This window comes from Enterovirga sp. GCM10030262, assembly GCF_042666435.1.
In the GTDB taxonomy this organism is placed as follows: domain Bacteria; phylum Pseudomonadota; class Alphaproteobacteria; order Sphingomonadales; family Sphingomonadaceae; genus Allosphingosinicella.
Genome location: NZ_JBHTDC010000002.1, coordinates 821568 through 837105, shown reverse-complemented (window position 1 = coordinate 837105; position 15538 = coordinate 821568). Strand labels below are relative to the sequence as shown.

The 15538-nt window shown below is 67.0% G+C and carries 11 protein-coding genes; 3 read left to right on the top strand and 8 right to left on the bottom strand.

From position 1 onward, the window contains the following. Positions 1–59: 59 nt before the first annotated feature. From ACFQRC_RS13310 to ACFQRC_RS13295, 4 genes are all read right to left on the bottom strand, one after another. On the bottom strand, positions 60–347 hold the full coding sequence (locus ACFQRC_RS13310) for a hypothetical protein (RefSeq protein WP_379962034.1): 288 nt from the start codon (positions 345–347) through the stop codon (positions 60–62). A gap of 81 nt (positions 348–428) precedes the next feature. After that, the gene (locus tag ACFQRC_RS13305) at positions 429–2438 is read right to left on the bottom strand and encodes a putative bifunctional diguanylate cyclase/phosphodiesterase (RefSeq protein WP_379962032.1); all 2010 of its coding nucleotides are present in this window, start codon (positions 2436–2438) and stop codon (positions 429–431) included. 36 nt (positions 2439–2474) lie between these two features. Continuing rightward, entirely contained in the window at positions 2475–2867 is a 393-nt protein-coding gene (locus tag ACFQRC_RS13300) for a c-type cytochrome (protein ID WP_379962030.1), read from the bottom strand. Continuing rightward, positions 2864–3886 carry a lyase gene (locus tag ACFQRC_RS13295; RefSeq protein WP_379962028.1) on the bottom strand — a complete coding sequence of 341 codons (1023 nt, stop codon included), beginning with the start codon at positions 3884–3886 and terminating at the stop codon, positions 2864–2866. Before ACFQRC_RS13295 ends, ACFQRC_RS13300 begins: the two co-directional genes overlap by 4 nt. Positions 3887–4076: 190 nt before the next feature. On the opposite strand from ACFQRC_RS13295, the gene ACFQRC_RS13290 reads away from it, so the two are divergent. Continuing rightward, entirely contained in the window at positions 4077–4985 is a 909-nt protein-coding gene (locus ACFQRC_RS13290; RefSeq protein WP_379962026.1) for a hypothetical protein, read from the top strand. Here ACFQRC_RS13290 and ACFQRC_RS13285 read toward each other — a convergent pair. Both ACFQRC_RS13285 and ACFQRC_RS13280 read right to left on the bottom strand, forming a co-directional pair. After that, positions 4982–7408 (bottom strand): ligase-associated DNA damage response DEXH box helicase, encoded by a 2427-nt coding sequence (locus ACFQRC_RS13285; RefSeq protein ID WP_379962024.1) that lies wholly within the window; start codon positions 7406–7408, stop codon positions 4982–4984. The two genes, ACFQRC_RS13290 and ACFQRC_RS13285, sit on opposite strands and share 4 nt — an antisense overlap. Positions 7409–7417: 9 nt before the next feature. Further along, on the bottom strand, positions 7418–7615 hold the full coding sequence (locus ACFQRC_RS13280; protein WP_379962022.1) for a hypothetical protein: 198 nt from the start codon (positions 7613–7615) through the stop codon (positions 7418–7420). A gap of 67 nt (positions 7616–7682) precedes the next feature. On the opposite strand from ACFQRC_RS13280, the gene ACFQRC_RS13275 reads away from it, so the two are divergent. Both ACFQRC_RS13275 and ACFQRC_RS13270 read left to right on the top strand, forming a co-directional pair. Next, a complete protein-coding gene (locus ACFQRC_RS13275) occupies positions 7683–8681 on the top strand; it encodes a ligase-associated DNA damage response exonuclease (protein WP_379962020.1) in 999 nt (332 codons plus the stop codon). Positions 8682–8778: 97 nt separating this feature from the next. Then, entirely contained in the window at positions 8779–10950 is a 2172-nt protein-coding gene (locus ACFQRC_RS13270; RefSeq protein ID WP_379962018.1) for a family 1 glycosylhydrolase, read from the top strand. A gap of 24 nt (positions 10951–10974) precedes the next feature. Here ACFQRC_RS13270 and glf read toward each other — a convergent pair whose 3' ends face one another. Both glf and ACFQRC_RS13260 read right to left on the bottom strand, forming a co-directional pair. Continuing rightward, a complete protein-coding gene (glf, locus tag ACFQRC_RS13265) occupies positions 10975–13200 on the bottom strand; it encodes a UDP-galactopyranose mutase (protein ID WP_379962016.1) in 2226 nt (741 codons plus the stop codon). Between the two features lie 280 nt (positions 13201–13480). After that, positions 13481–15538, bottom strand: coding sequence for an NAD(+) synthase (locus tag ACFQRC_RS13260; protein ID WP_379962014.1), 2058 nt, complete (start codon positions 15536–15538; stop codon positions 13481–13483).

The following is a 15538-nucleotide window of genomic DNA, read 5'->3' as shown; positions in this document are numbered from 1 at the left end:
CGGGGGGATGGGCGGCCGCGCCGATTTCGCGATCCGCACCGGGGCCGGCCCCCGTTTCCTCAATAGGAATTCTCCAGCGAATCGACCGGCTGCGATGTTCCCGGAGGGGGTCCGGCATTGGGGGCCTGGGCATTGCCCGCGCGCTCTAGCGCCTGCTGCGCCGCACGGTCTGGGCTCTCCACATTCCCCGCCTCGATCTCGTCGGCGGCGTTTTCGAGCACGTCGGCCGCCGCCGGGTGGCTCTGCTCGGCCGCTTCCTCGAGGCGATCGGCGGTGTTCTCCGCCGGCCCCGCGCCGCCGCAAGCGGAGAGGGACAGGAGGGCGGCGAGAATGTAAGGGTGCTTCATCGTTTTCCCATGCTGGTTCCGGGACAACGAAGGCGCCCCCAGTCGGTTGCGACAAGCGATTCCGCCCGAGCGAGGTCCGCCTTAGGCGACCTTGCTGTCTTCGGACGGCAGGGAGAGCATCCGCGTCTCGGCGAGGGCGCGGGCGGCTTCGGCGGGGACCGGGCGCGACAGGTGGAAGCCCTGGCCGTCGCGGCAGCCCATCTCGCGCAGCAGGCTGAGCTGCCCATCCGTTTCGATATGCTCGGCGACGGAGGCGACGCCGAGCGACGCGCAAAGGTCGAGCACGCCCTTGAGGAGCCGGCGGCTGCTCTGCGACGTGGCGACGCGCGCGATCAGCGATCCGTCCAGCTTGATCGCGTCGAAGCGCATTTCGCGCAGGTAGGATATGGAGGCGTGCCCGGCGCCGAAATCGTCGAGCACGATCCACGCCCCGGCGGAGCGCAGCGCGTTGAGGTTGGTCCTCGCCGCCTCGAAATCGACCAGCAAAGCGGTCTCCGTCACCTCGATCTGGAGGCGCGCGGGATCGAGGCCTTCTACGGCCAGGATCGCCAATATCCGCGCCGAGGAGGCGACCGAGCAGAGTTCGACCGCGCTCAGATTGAAGGACAGGCGGATCGCGTCGGGCCAGCGCTTCGCCTCGCGGGCCGCCTTGGCGAGCAAGGCCTCGCCGATCGGCTCGATGACGTTGATCTGCTCCGCGATGGGAATGAATTCGGACGGCGAGACGAGGCCGAGTTCGGGATGCTCCCAGCGGGCCAGCGCCTCGAAGCAGCGCAACTGGTGGGTGAAAAGGTCGAAGATCGGCTGAAAGACCAGATCGATCTCGTCGCGGGTTCCGGGCAGGCGCAGCGCCTTCTCGATCGCCGCGCGGCGCCGATGCGAGCGTTCCAGTTTCGGCGAGAAGAGGGTCACGGTCCCGCGCCCGCTCTGCTTGGCGCTGTAGAGAGCGGCATCACCGCGCACCAGCGCGACCGGCACGTCGTAGCAGCCGCGGCCGATCAGGGTCAGGCCGCAGCAGCCCGAGATGCGGAACTCGCGACCGCCGACATGGAAGGGCCGTTTGAGGCTGGCGCAGACGCTCTGCCCGAGCCGTTCGGCCGCGGCCCGCGAGGTGCGATCGGGCAGGAGCAGGGCGAATTCGTCGCCGCCCATCCGCGCCGCCAACCCGTCGGCCCCGGCCTCCAGCTTCAGGCGCGCGCCCACCTCGATCAGCACGGCATCGCCGGTGGCGTGGCCGAACGTATCGTTGATCGGCTTGAAACCGTCGAGATCGACCAGCGCCAGCGCGAACGCGGAACGGTCCCCGTTGGCCGCCGACGCCTTCGCCTCGAGCGCGGCCAGGAAGGCACGGCGATTGGCGAGCCCGGTCAGCGGGTCGGTGTCGGCGACGGCTCTCGCCTTGGCCTTTTCGACCAGTGCCGCTTCCTCGGCCCTCCGCGCGCGCTCCCGCTCGACCGCGATTTCCGAGCGCGATTGAACGAGGGCGGTGAAACTCGCATTCTGGACATTGATAAGCCGGACGGTGATCAGCGTCACCAGGCTGAGGCTGAAGCCGATGCCGATCATGGCCGGCTCCAGCGACACCATCAGCCGGAGCGCGAAGGGCAAGGCCACGATGAGAAGCGGCAGCCGGGCGGCGCTGGGGAAGCTGCTGAGGCCGTAGGAGCAGCCGATTGCGCCGAGGGATCCGAACAGGACGATGTAGGATTGCCACATCGCGCCGCCCGCATCCCAGAGGCGAAGGCCCCAATAAGAAAGGAAGAGGCTGATCAACGCGGCGAGCGCATAGGTCTTCGTCAACTCCCGCCGTATTTTTTCTGGCGGTAGCGTTCTGGACCGGGTCCTCACCCAGTGCACGAGGCGCAGCAGCACCAGTCCGAACACATAATTGACCGGATGGGTCGCCGATCGGATATCGCTTCCGGTCGCGATATGCAGCCCGAGGAACGCCGCGACCGCGATGCCGTAGAGCAAGGGAATCTGGCGCTGGAGGGCGCGATAGCGCTCTTCGAGCAACGCGCGGCCGGCGGCGCTGTCCACGTCGCCGGCATCGATGATTCGTGCGATGGCGCGCGCGACGGTCGAACCCATGATCGGGCCTGTACCGCACAACCGTTAAAATGCGCCTTAGGGGGCGTTCGATGCTTGGAGATAGGCGATGAGATCGGCGCGTTCGCGCGGGTCGCTCATGCCGGTGAAGGTCATGCTGGTGCCCGGAACGAGCGCTTCCGGATCGGCGATGAAGCGGTCGAGCATTTCCCTTGTCCAGCGGGGCTCGCGCGCGGCGAAGGCGCGCAGGGCCGGCGAATAATCGAAGCCCGGGCGCGCGGCGACGGGGCGGGCGATGATCGCGTGGAGGCTGGGGCCGGCGACATCGCTGGCGGGCGCCAGATCGTGGCACGCATAGCATTTCTGGAAGGCAATTTCGCCGCGCTTCGGATCGCCCTGGGCGGCGGGAGGGGCCGCGAGCGCCACCGCCGCCAGCAGCAGAGCCGGGACGAGGGCGAGCGCCGGCTTCACCTTTGCGACGAAGTATATACGATCATCAGCCGGTCGGTGCCCGATTCCGGCAAATATACCTCGCCGGGCCGGCCCAGTACCTGGCGCACATTGGCTTCGGGGCCGCTGCCGGGATAACGCGTCCATTGCTCGGTCGCGGGATCGAAAGCGAGGGTGGCGTTGGCGCCGAAATCGCTGACCCAGACGATGTCCCGCTCGTCGACATAGACGGCATAGGCCTTGGGGGCCTCGCCGGGCAGCTTCCAGCTTTTCCACTCGCCGCTCGCCGGCGTGTAGCGGCTCAATTGTCCGCTGTTCCATTCGGATATCCACAGGTCGCCATGGCTGTCGGCCCAGACGCGGCGGGCGCCCTGGTCCCTGGTCGGAGGCTCGATCATTGTCGCCTCGCCGGTCTCCCGGTCGATGCGGGCGAGGTGGCTGCCGGCGAGCGAGACGTAATAGACGTCGCCCGCCGGAGTGGCGGCGATGCCGTAGGGGCCGCGGCCGTCGGCATCCTTGAATATCTTCATCTCGCCAGTCTTCGGGTCGAGCCGGCCGTAAATGCCGTTCTGGCCGGTGAACCAGTGAATGCCGTCGCCGTCGAACGCGCCGGTGTTGAGGTTGGCATAGCCCGTCTCCGCCGGCAGCTTCCAGACCTTGATTTCCTCGGCTTCGGGATCGTAGCGGACGATCGCGTTCTGGCCGCCGTCGGTGATCCAGGCGGCCCCGTCCGGCCCCTGGATGACGCCGTGCGGCGCCGAATCGGGGCCGAGCGGAACCTGGCGTATCTCGCCGGTGTCCGGATCGAGGATGCCGAGCGCGCCCTGGCGCTGGGCGGTGTACCAGATCTTGCCGTCGGGAGCGGGCGCCACGTCGTGCGGCCGCGAGCCCTCGGGAAGCTGAAACACCTTGGTCGCGGTGGCCGTGGCGGCGGCTTCGGCCATGGCCTGCTCCTCCGTCTGTTCCGCCGGCTGGGCGCAGGCGGGAGCAGCGAAGGTGAAAGCAGCCGCGATGGCGAAAGCGGCGGTCGGGCGGGCCATGTTCGTCTCCCTGTGCGTATCGATTGTCCGGACCCTAACGCGCGACGGGCGCCCGGTCCAATCGACCGGGGAGGCGCCCTCCCACGCATGTTGATCGAGCGGGCAACGCCGCTCGTCGAAAATGCCTGCCGAGGCGGCCCGCTCACGCCTCAACCGGATGGATACGCGCCACTCTTCCAGGGGGATATTCATGTCGGCCATTCGATGCTTCCGCTTCCTTGCCTTCGCGCCTCTGGCCGCGGGACTTTTGTCGGCTCAGGCGCCGCCACCGCTGCCGGCCGATCCGGCAACCCTCGGCGACGAATTCGACGGGATCGCGCTCGCGCCCGAATGGAGTCTTTTCCACTCGGCTTATGGCTGGCCCGACAAGATCAAGGCGCTGGACGTGGGCGCCGCCGAGCCCGGCGTGCTGACCCTTCAGCCCTATCATTCCGCCTGGGTGCGCGATCTCAACGCGCCGTTCCTGTTCAAGACCGTGGCGGGCGATTTCGACGTCCGCGCCCGGGTGCGGGTGCGCGGGCTGGACGGCGCCGTGCCGGGCGGCACCTGGTCGCTGGGCGGGCTGATGGTGCGGGTGCCGAACGGGATCAAGGCCGAGGCCTGGAAACCGCGCGCGGAAAACTGGCATTTCATCACCACCGGCGTCGGCCACGAGCCCGGCAGGACGATGACAGAGACCAAGGGCACCTATAACAGCTATTCGTCGCTGAAACTCAGGCCCTATGGCAGCGGCTGGATGGAGTTGAGGCTGGTCCGCGTCGGCATGGCGCTGTTCGCGCTTGCCCGCCCCGACGAGAGCAGCCCCTGGGAGGTGCGGGACCGCTTCTACCGGATGGAGGGCTCGCCCTACATGCAGGTCGGCCTCATCGCCTACACACACAGCGTCGACGTGCCCGATGAGCCGGAGGATGCCGGGCGGATCAATGCTCTCGTGCTGAAGGACGCCCGCGTCGACATGGCACTCGATGTCGACTGGATCCGCTTCTCACGCCCGCAGGCGCCGCCGGTCAACGACTGGTATGCGCAGGTCAACGGAACCAACAAGCTGGCCGACCCGAACCTGCCGGAAGCGGAATTGCTGGCCGCGCTCGGCGCCTAATCGACCCGCATTGCGATCTCGGCGAGGCTTTCGGCCTCGATCAAGAGCGCGTCGTCGACGGTGCCGGTGGCGGTGCGTTCGCGGCCGACGATGACGAGGACGGGGACCGCCATCGGCGAGACGCGGTCCAGCTCGACGTGGAGCATCGTCCCGGCGGCGCGGTCGAGCAGGCTGGCGAGGCGGCCGACATCGGTCAGCCGCGCCTTCGCATCCTCCCAGGCGGCCTTGAGCAAAAGATGGTCGGGTTCGTAGCGGCGAAGCACGTCGTAGATGAGGTCGGTCGAGAAGGTCACCTGGCGCCCGGATTTGCGCTTGCCCGGATGGTGGCGCTCGACCAGGCCACCGATCACCGCCACTTCGCGGAAGGCGCGCTTCAACAGGTTCGATCCCTGCACCCAATCGACGAACTCGTCCTCCAGGATGTCGGCGGAGAAGAGGGCGGCGGGATCCTCGATCGGCTCCAGCCCGTAGCAGGCGAGGGCATAATCGTTGGAGACGAAGCCCAGCGGCTTGAGCCCGGCGCTCTCCATCCGCCGCGTGATCAGCATGCCAAGCGACTGGTGCGCATTCCAGCCCTCGAAGCTGTAGGCGACCATATAGTGGCGGCCTTCGTGGGGGAATGTCTCGACGAGGAGCTGATCGGGGCGCGGCAGGACCGACCGATAATCCTGCACCTCCAGCCAGTCGCGCACGTCGTCGGGAAAGCGCGGCCACTGCCCGCGGTCGTCCAGAAAGCCGCGGACGCGGTCGGCGAGGTTGGTGCTCATCGCCATGCGCGCGCCCATATAGGTCGGGATGCGGGCGGATTTCGACGAGGCCCGCACGATCAGGTCGGTGCCGTCGGTCTTCTCCACCTCCAGCACGAGCCCGGCGAAGAAGAAGGTGTCGCCGGGAGACAGGGTCGCTCCGAAACCCTCCTCGACAGTGCCGAGCCTGCGCCCGTTCCTGAAGCGCACGTCGAGGAGAGGCGCGTCGACGATGATGCCGGCGTTCATCCGATGCTGCTGGATGAAGCGCGGGTGGGATACGCGCCATATCCCCTCGGAATCGCGGCTCAGCCGCTGGAATCGGTCATAGGCGCGAAGCGCATAGCCGCCATTCTCGATGAAGCTCAGGACCTGCCGGAAAACGCCTTCGGCGAGCCCCGCATAAGGCGCGGCCGAGCGGACCTCGGCCAGCATCTCCTCTTCGCGGAACGGCCCGGCGCAGGCCGCCGCCATGATATGCTGGGCGAGCACGTCGAGCGCGCCCGGGCGGAATATCTCGGGGTCGAGTTCGGCCTCGTCGATCGCGTCGAGCGCGGCGCGGGCTTCGAGATATTCGAAGCGGTTGCCGGGGACGAGGATCGCCTGGCTCGGCTCGTCGAGACGGTGGTTGGCGCGGCCGATTCGCTGCAGCAGGCGCGACGAACCCTTGGGCGCGCCCATCTGGACGACGAGGTCGACGTCGCCCCAATCGACGCCGAGGTCGAGGCTCGCCGTGCACACCAGCCCGCGAAGCCGCCCGTCCGCCATCGCCGCCTCGACCTTGCGCCGTGCCTCGATCGAAAGGGAACCGTGGTGGATGCCGATCGGAAGATGATCGTCGTTCACCGCCCACAGATCCTGGAAGATGAGCTCGGCGAGGCTGCGCGTGTTGCAGAAGATGAGGGTTGTCTTGTGCCGCTCGATCTCCTTCATCACTTGCCGAGCCGCCCAGCGGCCGCTGTGACCGGACCAGGGGATGCGCTCGTCCTCCGGGAGCAGGATGCCGATCTCCGCCTCGGCGCCGGGATCGCCGAGCACCAGGTCCACGGTCTCGATATCGGCGTCGGGTGCGAGCCAGCCCTGATAGGCTTCGGGATCGGCGACGGTGGCCGAGAGCGCGACGCGGCGCATGTCGGGGGCCAGCCGCTGGAGACGCGCCATCGACAAGGAGAGAAGGTCGCCGCGCTTGCCGGTGGCGAAAGCGTGGACTTCGTCGATGACGATGGTCCTGAGGTCCGCGAACAGGCGCGGGCTGTCCTCGTGGCTGAGCAGCAGGCTCAGCGATTCGGGCGTGGTCAGCAGCATCTGCGGCGGCCGCGCCCGCTGCCGCGCCTTGCGGTCGGACGGCGTGTCGCCGGTGCGCGTCTCGACCCGTATGTCGAGGCCCATCTCCGCGATCGGCTTCAGGAGGTTGCGCTGAACGTCGACCGCCAGCGCCTTCAGCGGCGAGACGTATAGGGTGTGGAGGCCGTCCGTCGGCCGCTCGACGAGCTCAATCAGGCTGGCGAGGAAGCCCGCCAGCGTCTTGCCCGCGCCGGTGGGCGCGACGAGCAGGGCGTTGCGCCCCGCGCGGGCGGCGGCGAGCATTTCAAGCTGGTGGCGTCGCGGATTCCAGCCCTTGGCGGCGAACCAGCCGGCGATGACCGGCGGAAGATCCCGTGCGTCGTCGTTCCTCACCGCTCGCCGTCAGGGCACATTGTCGCCCTCGCCACGATGGGCGCGATCCTCCTCGTCGTAGAGCTCTCGTGTCGCCTCTTCGGTGCGCGCGTCGTCGCGGGGGGCGGCCTTGCGGTTGCGCAGCAGGGCCCAGAGCAGGACCGCTCCCAGCAGCAGCGGTCCGGCGATGGTGATGATGCTCCAAAAGGCTCCGCTGGGGCTGTCCATGCATTTCCTCCTATCCTGTGGGCGGTGTCCGTGGAACCGGGCCGCCTGTCCGACCATATAGCTCCCGATGGTCCGTCTCGGTTCCTGGATAGAGCCTTTTCCCGAAGGTATCTATGTCGCGCCCGCGGACGCATGGGTCGATCCCAGCCGGCCCAGGTCCAGGGCGCTCGTCACCCACGGCCATGCCGACCATGCGCGCGGCGGCCACGAAAATGTGTGGGCGACGCCCGAGACGCTGGCGATCATGGAATGCCGCTACGGGCCCCAGACAGGCCATGCCGTCGGCTATGGCGAGACGTTGCGCATCGGCGAGGTGGACGTCCGCTTCGTCCCCGCCGGCCATGTCCTCGGCTCGGCCCAGATCGTGCTGGAACATGCCGGGGAGCGGGTCGTGGTCTCGGGCGATTACAAGCGCCGACCCGACCCAACCTGCGCCCCGTTCGAACCCGTGCCGTGCGACATCTTCATCACCGAGGCGACCTTCGGCCTGCCCGTCTTCCGCCATCCCGAGACGGCGAGCGAAATCGACCGGCTGCTGCTGCGCCTCCACGAAAATCCCGATCGCTGCGTGCTGGTCGGCGCCTATGCGCTCGGCAAGGCGCAGCGCGTCGTCATGGAAGCGCGGTGCCGCGGCCACCACGATCCCATCTACATCCACGGCGCGCTGCAAAGGCTGTGCGACCTCTATGTCGAGCATGGAGTCCAGCTGGGCGACCTCCGCCCCGCCACCGGCGCGGCAAAGGAGGAGTTGAAGGGCCGGATCATCCTGTGCCCCCCCGGCGCCCTCAACGACCGTTGGTCGCGGCGCCTGCCCGATCCGATCACCGCCATGGCGTCGGGCTGGATGCGCATCCGCCAGCGCGCCCGCCAGCGCAATGTCGAACTGCCCCTCATCATCTCCGACCATGCCGACTGGGACGAGCTGACGACCACCTTGGCCGAAATCGCGCCCAGCGAAGTGTGGGTCACCCACGGCCGCGAGGAGGCGCTGATTCACTGGTGCGCGATGCGCCAGATCAAGGCGCGCGAGCTGAACCTTGTCGGCTACGAGGATGAGGATGATTAGGCGCGGCGCCTAAACTGCTCCGGCGGCTGTTCTTTTCGTGGAACGCCCGGCTTCCCCACCCGTTCGTGACGCAAGCGTCAGGAACCTTGAACCGCCTATGATCCACCCGCCCGAGACACAAGAGGCCTCGCCGCCGGAACTCTGGGGAGGCGTCGAGTGCACGACCGCCCGCGTCGGCGACGAATTTCGGGACGAAGTAGCCGAGACGGGACATCTCGTCCGGCGCGACGACATCGCGCGGATCGCCGATCTCGGTATCTCGACGATACGATATCCGATCCTGTGGGAATCGATCGCGCCCGACCGGTCCGATCGCTGCGATTTCGCCTGGACCGACGATCGCCTCGCCTTGCTGAGGGAGCGAGGGATCAGGGTGGTGGGCGGTCTACTGCATCATGGGTCGGGGCCGCGATACACCGATTTGCTGGATCCCGATTTTTATCGGAAGTTCGCCGATTTCGCGGCGCGCGTGGCCGAGCGCTACCCCTGGATCGAGCTGTGGACGCCGATCAACGAGCCGCTGACGACCGCGCGCTTCTCCGGCCTCTACGGCCATTGGTATCCGCATGGGAGCGACTATCCCACCTTCCTGCGGGCGCTGGTCAACCAGTGCAGGGGCATCGCCGCGGCGATGGTGGCCATCCGCGCCGTCAATCCCCGTGCGCAGCTGCTCCAGACCGAGGATCTGGGGAAGACCTTCTCGACCGCGCCGCTCCGTTACCAGGCCGCGCATGAGAATGAGCGGCGCTGGCTCAGTTTCGACCTTCTTTCCGGCCGGGTGGACGAGCGCCACGGCTGGTGGCGGATCATGCGCGACAACGGGATCGCGGAGGCCGAGCTGGAGACGTTCGCGGATGGCGCGGCGACGCCGGACATGCTCGGGATCAACCATTATCTCACTAGCGAGAGGTTCCTCGACCACCGCCTCGGTTTCTATCCGGGTCTCCGGCCGGGCGGAAACGGCCGGGATATCTATATCGACGCCGAGGCGGTGCGGGTGAAGCGGTTGCACGAACGGACCGGCATCGCGCCGCGGCTGCGCGAGGCCTGGCGGCGCTATCGCCTCCCCATAATCGTCTCGGAGGTCCACCATGGCTGCACTCGCGACGAGCAGTTGCGCTGGTTCGCCGAGGTGTGGGAGGCCGCCCGCGAGCTTCGCAAGGAAGGTGTCGACCTGCGCGCGGTGACCTTGTGGTCGCTGTTCGGCGCGGTCGACTGGCGCTCGCTGCTGACGCGAAAAGAGGGTGTCTATGATGTCGGCGCGTTCGACGTGCGGGGACCGGAGCCGCGTCCGACGGCGCTCGCGAAGGCGGCCCGAAGCTATTCACGTGGCTTGCGATACGACCATCCGGTGCTCGACACGCCCGGCTGGTGGCGGCGCCCGGATCGGCTTTATCCCTGGCATGGCCGATGCCAGGATATTGGCGGCGGCGGCCGCAAGCTGCTCATCACAGGCGCCACCGGCACCCTAGGCCAGGCTTTTGCCCGCATCGCCGAGCATCGCGGCATTCCCTTCTGCCTGACGACCCGCGACGATCTCGACATCACGCGGGAGACGTCGATCGCGGCCGCCATCGCGCGCTTCCGGCCCTGGGCGATCGTCAACACCGCTGGTTTTGTGCGGGTGGCCGATGCGGAGAATGAGCGGGACGCGTGCTTCAGCGCCAATGCGACCGGCCCGGAGAAGCTCGCGCGCGCCTGCGCGGAAGCGGGGCTGCCGCTCGTCACCTTCTCCTCCGACCTGGTGTTCGACGGCAAGCTCGGCCGGGCCTATGCCGAACATGACGAGGTGCGTCCGACCGGCGTCTACGGGCTCAGCAAGGCCGAAGCCGAGCAGCACGTTCTGGGCATTGCCGAAGCCGCCCTCGTCATCCGGACAAGCGCCTTTTTCGGCCCGTGGGACAAGTATAATTTCGCCCGGACGATCCTCGATTCGCTGGCGCGCGGCGATCCGGTGCGAGCGGATCGGAACGTCGCCGTGTCGCCCACCTATGTGCCGGACCTCTGCCACGCGACGCTGGATCTGCTGATCGACGGCGAAACCGGGCTGTGGCATCTCGCCAATCAGGGGAAGCTCAGCTGGCACCAGTTCGCTACCAGGTTGGCGGAGGGCGCCGGCTACGATGCCGCCCTCATCATTCCCATCGATGGCGAGCACGCCAATACGGCTCTCGTCAGCAATCGCGGCGCGATGCTGCGACCGCTCGATCATGCGATCGACGATTATTGCGAGGAAAATCGAAGCCTTTGGCGGGAGGCGGCGGAGTAGAACGCCGCCTCCCGCAGGGGAATCCTATTCCGCTGCTTCGGTCCAGACGCTGGGCCTGCTGGCCTCGGCGGCTTTCCGCTTCGCGTCCAGCCTGCGGAACGTGGCCAGCGCCTGCCCGACCACCTGGTCCATATTGTAGTAACGATAGGTCGCCAGCCGTCCGACGAACGTCACGTTGGGCGTGGCCAGCGCGAGCGCCTCGTACTTCTTGAACAGGGCCTGGTTCTCGGGACGTGGGATGGGATAATAAGGATCCCCTTCCGCGCTTGGATATTCGAAGGTGATGCTGGTCCGCGGATGCCGCTGCCCGGTCAGATGCTTATATTCGGTGACGCGGGTGTAGGGCAGCTTGGGATCGGGATAGTTCACCACCGCGACCGGCTGATATTGCTCCACATCCTTCACCTGATGCTCGAAACGGAGGCTCCGATAGGGGAGCTTGCCGTAGCGAAAGCCGAAAAACTCATCGACCGGCCCGGTGAAGACGATATGGTCGGCGACCACCTCCTCCTGCACGTCGCGATAATCGGTGCTCAGCAGCACGTCGATGTTCGGGTGATCGAGCATCGCGTTGAACATGGCCGTGTAGCCGTCCGCCGGCATGATATTGTGCTTGTCCGAGAAATAGCGGTCGTCGGTGCTGGTGCGGGTGGGCACGCGCGCCGTCACCGATTTGTCGAGCTGGCTCGGGTCGAGGCCCCATTGCTTCCTTGTATAGCCCTGGAAGAACAATTCGTAGAGCTCGCGCCCGACGGCCGAGACGACCACGTCCTCGCTGGTCCGGACATCCACCACCGGCTCCGCGCGCGACGCCAGATATTGGGCCGCCTCCTCGTCGGTCTGGAGAGCGAGGTCGAACAGGCGGTTGAGCGTGGTGCGGTTGATCGGGATCGGCACGAGTTGCCCGCGCACCGAAGCGAGCACACGATGCTCGTACGGCCGCCACCGCGTGAACTTCGACAGATAATCGACGATGTCGTCGGAATTGGTGTGGAAGATGTGCGGCCCATATTGGTGGATCAACACACCCGCTTCATCGAGATGATCGTAGGCGTTGCCCGCCACGTGCGGTCTCTTGTCGATGACGAGCACGTGCGCGTCGTGCTGGCTGGCCAGCCGTTCGGCCAGCACCGAGCCGGCGAAACCGGCGCCGACCACCAGATAATCGTATTTCTTCTTCCCGGCCGTCGTGACGAGGCGCGGCCCCGCGGTCGGGACGGAGATCGCTTCGTGGACTAGGCCGGCCATGCGGGCATAGGTCGTGTCCCAGCTCAGATGGGCGAGCTTGGCATCGACCTCGTCCAGCCAGTTGCCGCCGCTGCGCGCGAGCGCCAGTGCTTCCTCGCAGGCCTCGATGAACGCGCCGTCTTCTGCGATGAACACCGCCTCCAGGTCGCCATAATGGCGGATGACGTCGGTGATCGGTGTGGAAACCACCGGCCTGCCGCCGGCGAGATATTCGGGCGTCTTGGTCGGCGAGATGAACCGGGTGGACGGGTTGATCGCGAAGGGCATCAACGCGACGTCCCATCCGCCGAGATAAGCGGGCAGCTCCTCATAGGTCTTGCCGCCGAGATAATGGATATTGCTGCGCTGCGGCAGGTCGGCGCGGTCGATCTTCACCACCGGGCCGACGATGACCAGCGACCAGTCGGGATGGGCGTCCGCCAGCGCGGCGAGCAGCTCAAGATCCATCCGTTCGTCGACCACGCCGTAAAAGCCCAGGCGCGGACGCGGCAGCATCGCCTGGTCGTCGGGCGCGGCGTCCGTCGCCCTCGCCTGGGCGAAATGGGCGCGGTCGACGCTGGATGGGAAAGGGTGCACGTTCGGGTGCCGGTTCTTCTTCGCCTCGTACAGGCTGTAGCCGCCGGTGAAGACGATGTCGGCGGTGGCGAACAGCTCGCGTTCGAGGCCGAGCAATTGCGGCGGCGCGAAGCGGAAATTGGCCAGTTCGTCCATGCAGTCGTAGACGGTGCAGGCGGAATCGAGGTGCCGCGAGAAAGGCAGCATCATCGGCGTATAATACCAGCGGATGAGCGGTTGCGTTTCACTGGCGAGATAGGCGTCTAGCATATGCCCCAACGCCGCCTCGCGCTCGCTGTCGCCCAATGTTTCGGGGAGCGACGGAGTCACGACGGTCACGCCCGTTTCGGCACAGGTGCGGACGCCGATCGCGGGCTCGCAATCGGACGGCGCGGCTTCCGGCTCTTCCCAATAGACGACCCGCCGGTCGCGCGCGAAGCGGCTCATCAGATGCTGGGGGCGCTGGAAAACGAAGTTCCACCGCAAATGCGAGAAACAGATCAGCGTGTGGCCGGGGGGAAGGGCGCGGGAGGAGACGGCGTGCCCCTGTTGAGAGGCTGTGGAGAAGCTGATCACGTGAACCCCTGAAGTTTAAAGGACTTTTGGAGAACGTCAGGGGGCGTAACGAGTTCCGGGGAACCGTGCTGATCGATGTTAATTCGCGCCGGTCGGAGGCGTCCGGCGGTTCGCCGGTAGATGCTGCGGTGCAGTAAGCGCCGTGACCGGGTCAGGCAGGGTCCAGCGCGTCCCTCAGTTCGTCAAGCCAAAGCGTGGCGACGCCGTCCGAAGGCGCGCGCCAGTCGCCACGGGGGCTCAGGCTGCCGCCCATCGACACCTTCGGCGAATTGGGCAGCGCCGATCGCTTGAACTGGCTGGTCTTGAAAAACCGGGTGAGGAACTCCTCCAGCCAACCGCGGATGGTAGGGAGGTCGTAGGCGCGCTTGAGCTGGTCGGGATAGCCGATCGGCCACAGTCCCCGCTCGGCATCCTGCCATGCTTGCCACGCAAGGAACGCGATCTTGGACGGCGGCTGGCCGCTCCGCAACGTGTGGAACAGGAAGAAATCGTGCAACTCGTATGGGCCGATCCGGTCCTCCGTGCTCTGCATCTCGCCTTGCTCGTCGGGCGGCACCAGTTCGGGCGAAATCTTGGTGTCGAGTATGGCGGTGAGCACGCGATCGGTCTCGGCGTCGAACTGGTTCGATTTGACGCACCACCGAATGAGATATTGGATCAGGGTCTTGGGCACGCCGGCATTGACGCCGTAATGGCTCATATGGTCGCCGACGCCGTAGGTGCACCAGCCCAAGGCCAGCTCGGACAAATCGCCGGTGCCGACCACGAAGCCGCGGCGCTGGTTGGCGAGGCGGAAGAGATAGTCGGTCCTAAGGCCCGCCTGCACATTTTCGAAGGTGATGTCGTAGACCGGCTCCCCGCTGGCGAAGGGATGGCCCATGTCGCCCAGCATCTGCCGGGCGGCCGGCCTAATGTCGATCTCCTCGCCGACGATGCCGAGGGCGTTCATCAGCGCCCACGCGTTGGATTTGGTCGTCTCGCCGGTGGCGAAGCCGGGCATGGTGAAGCCGAGGATCGTCGAGCGCGGCAGCCCGAGGAAATCGCACGCCTTGGCGGCGACGATCAGGGCGTGGGTGCTGTCCAGCCCTCCCGAAACGCCGATCACCAGCTTCGATCCGGACGTCGCGGTAAAGCGCTTGGCGAGGCCCTGGACCTGGATGTTGAACGCTTCGTAGCAGTCCAAATCGAGCTGCTCGGGCCGGTTGGGGACGAAGGGGAAGCGGCGGAGGCTGCGCTCGAAGCCGATATCCTTCAGCGACGGCTGGTGCTCGAAGGCGATGCGGCGCGCCTTTTTCTCGGGATGGCCGGCGGCGACCGCATTGTCGTTGAAGGTCGGCATCCGCATGCGTTCGAGCCGCAAGCGCTGCACGTCGACATCGGCGACGCACAGCTCCGGTTCGGGGTCGAACCGGCTCGATTCGGCGAGCAGCTCCCCGGTCTCGTAGATCAGGCCCTGCCCGTCCCAGGCGAGGTCGGTCGTGCTTTCCCCCGGGCCGGCGGCGGCGAAGACGTAAGCGGCGCAGCAGCGGCTCGACTGCGAGGCGCAGAGCAATTTTCTCTCGTCGGCCTTGCCGATGGTGATGTTGGAGGCGGAGAGGTTGCACAGGATCAGCGCGCCCGACAGCGCGCCGATTGTGGAGGGCGGCTGCGGCGCCCAATAATCCTCGCAAATCTCGACGTGGAAGATGAAGTCGGCGAGATCGGTCGCGGCGAAGATCAGGTCGGTGCCGAACGGCACGGTCTCGCCGGCGACCGCGATGTCGATGCCGTCGAGGCCGACGCCGGACACGAACCAGCGTTTCTCGTAATATTCGCGGTAATTCGGCAGGAAGCTCTTGGGAACGACGCCGAGGATTGTGCCCCGGGAGAGGACGATTCCGCAATTATAGAGCCGGCCGTTGCGGCGGAGCGGAGCGCCGAGGACGAGGACGGTGCCCAGGTCCGCCGTGCCGGCGCGGATTGCGTCGAGCCCCGTCTCCACCGCGTCCAGGAACGCTTCCTGCAGGAACAGGTCATCGACGGCGTAGGAGGAGATGTTGAGCTCGGGGAAGACCGCCAGGTCGACGCCCCGGGCATCCGCCTCCCTGGCGAGCGCGATCGTCTGCGCGACGTTGAAGGCGACGTCGCCCGACGAAGCGGTCGGGGTCGCGGCGGCGGCGCGGACATAGCCATGGCGGTGGATCGCCTCGAACGGGGCCTTGGTCGCCAT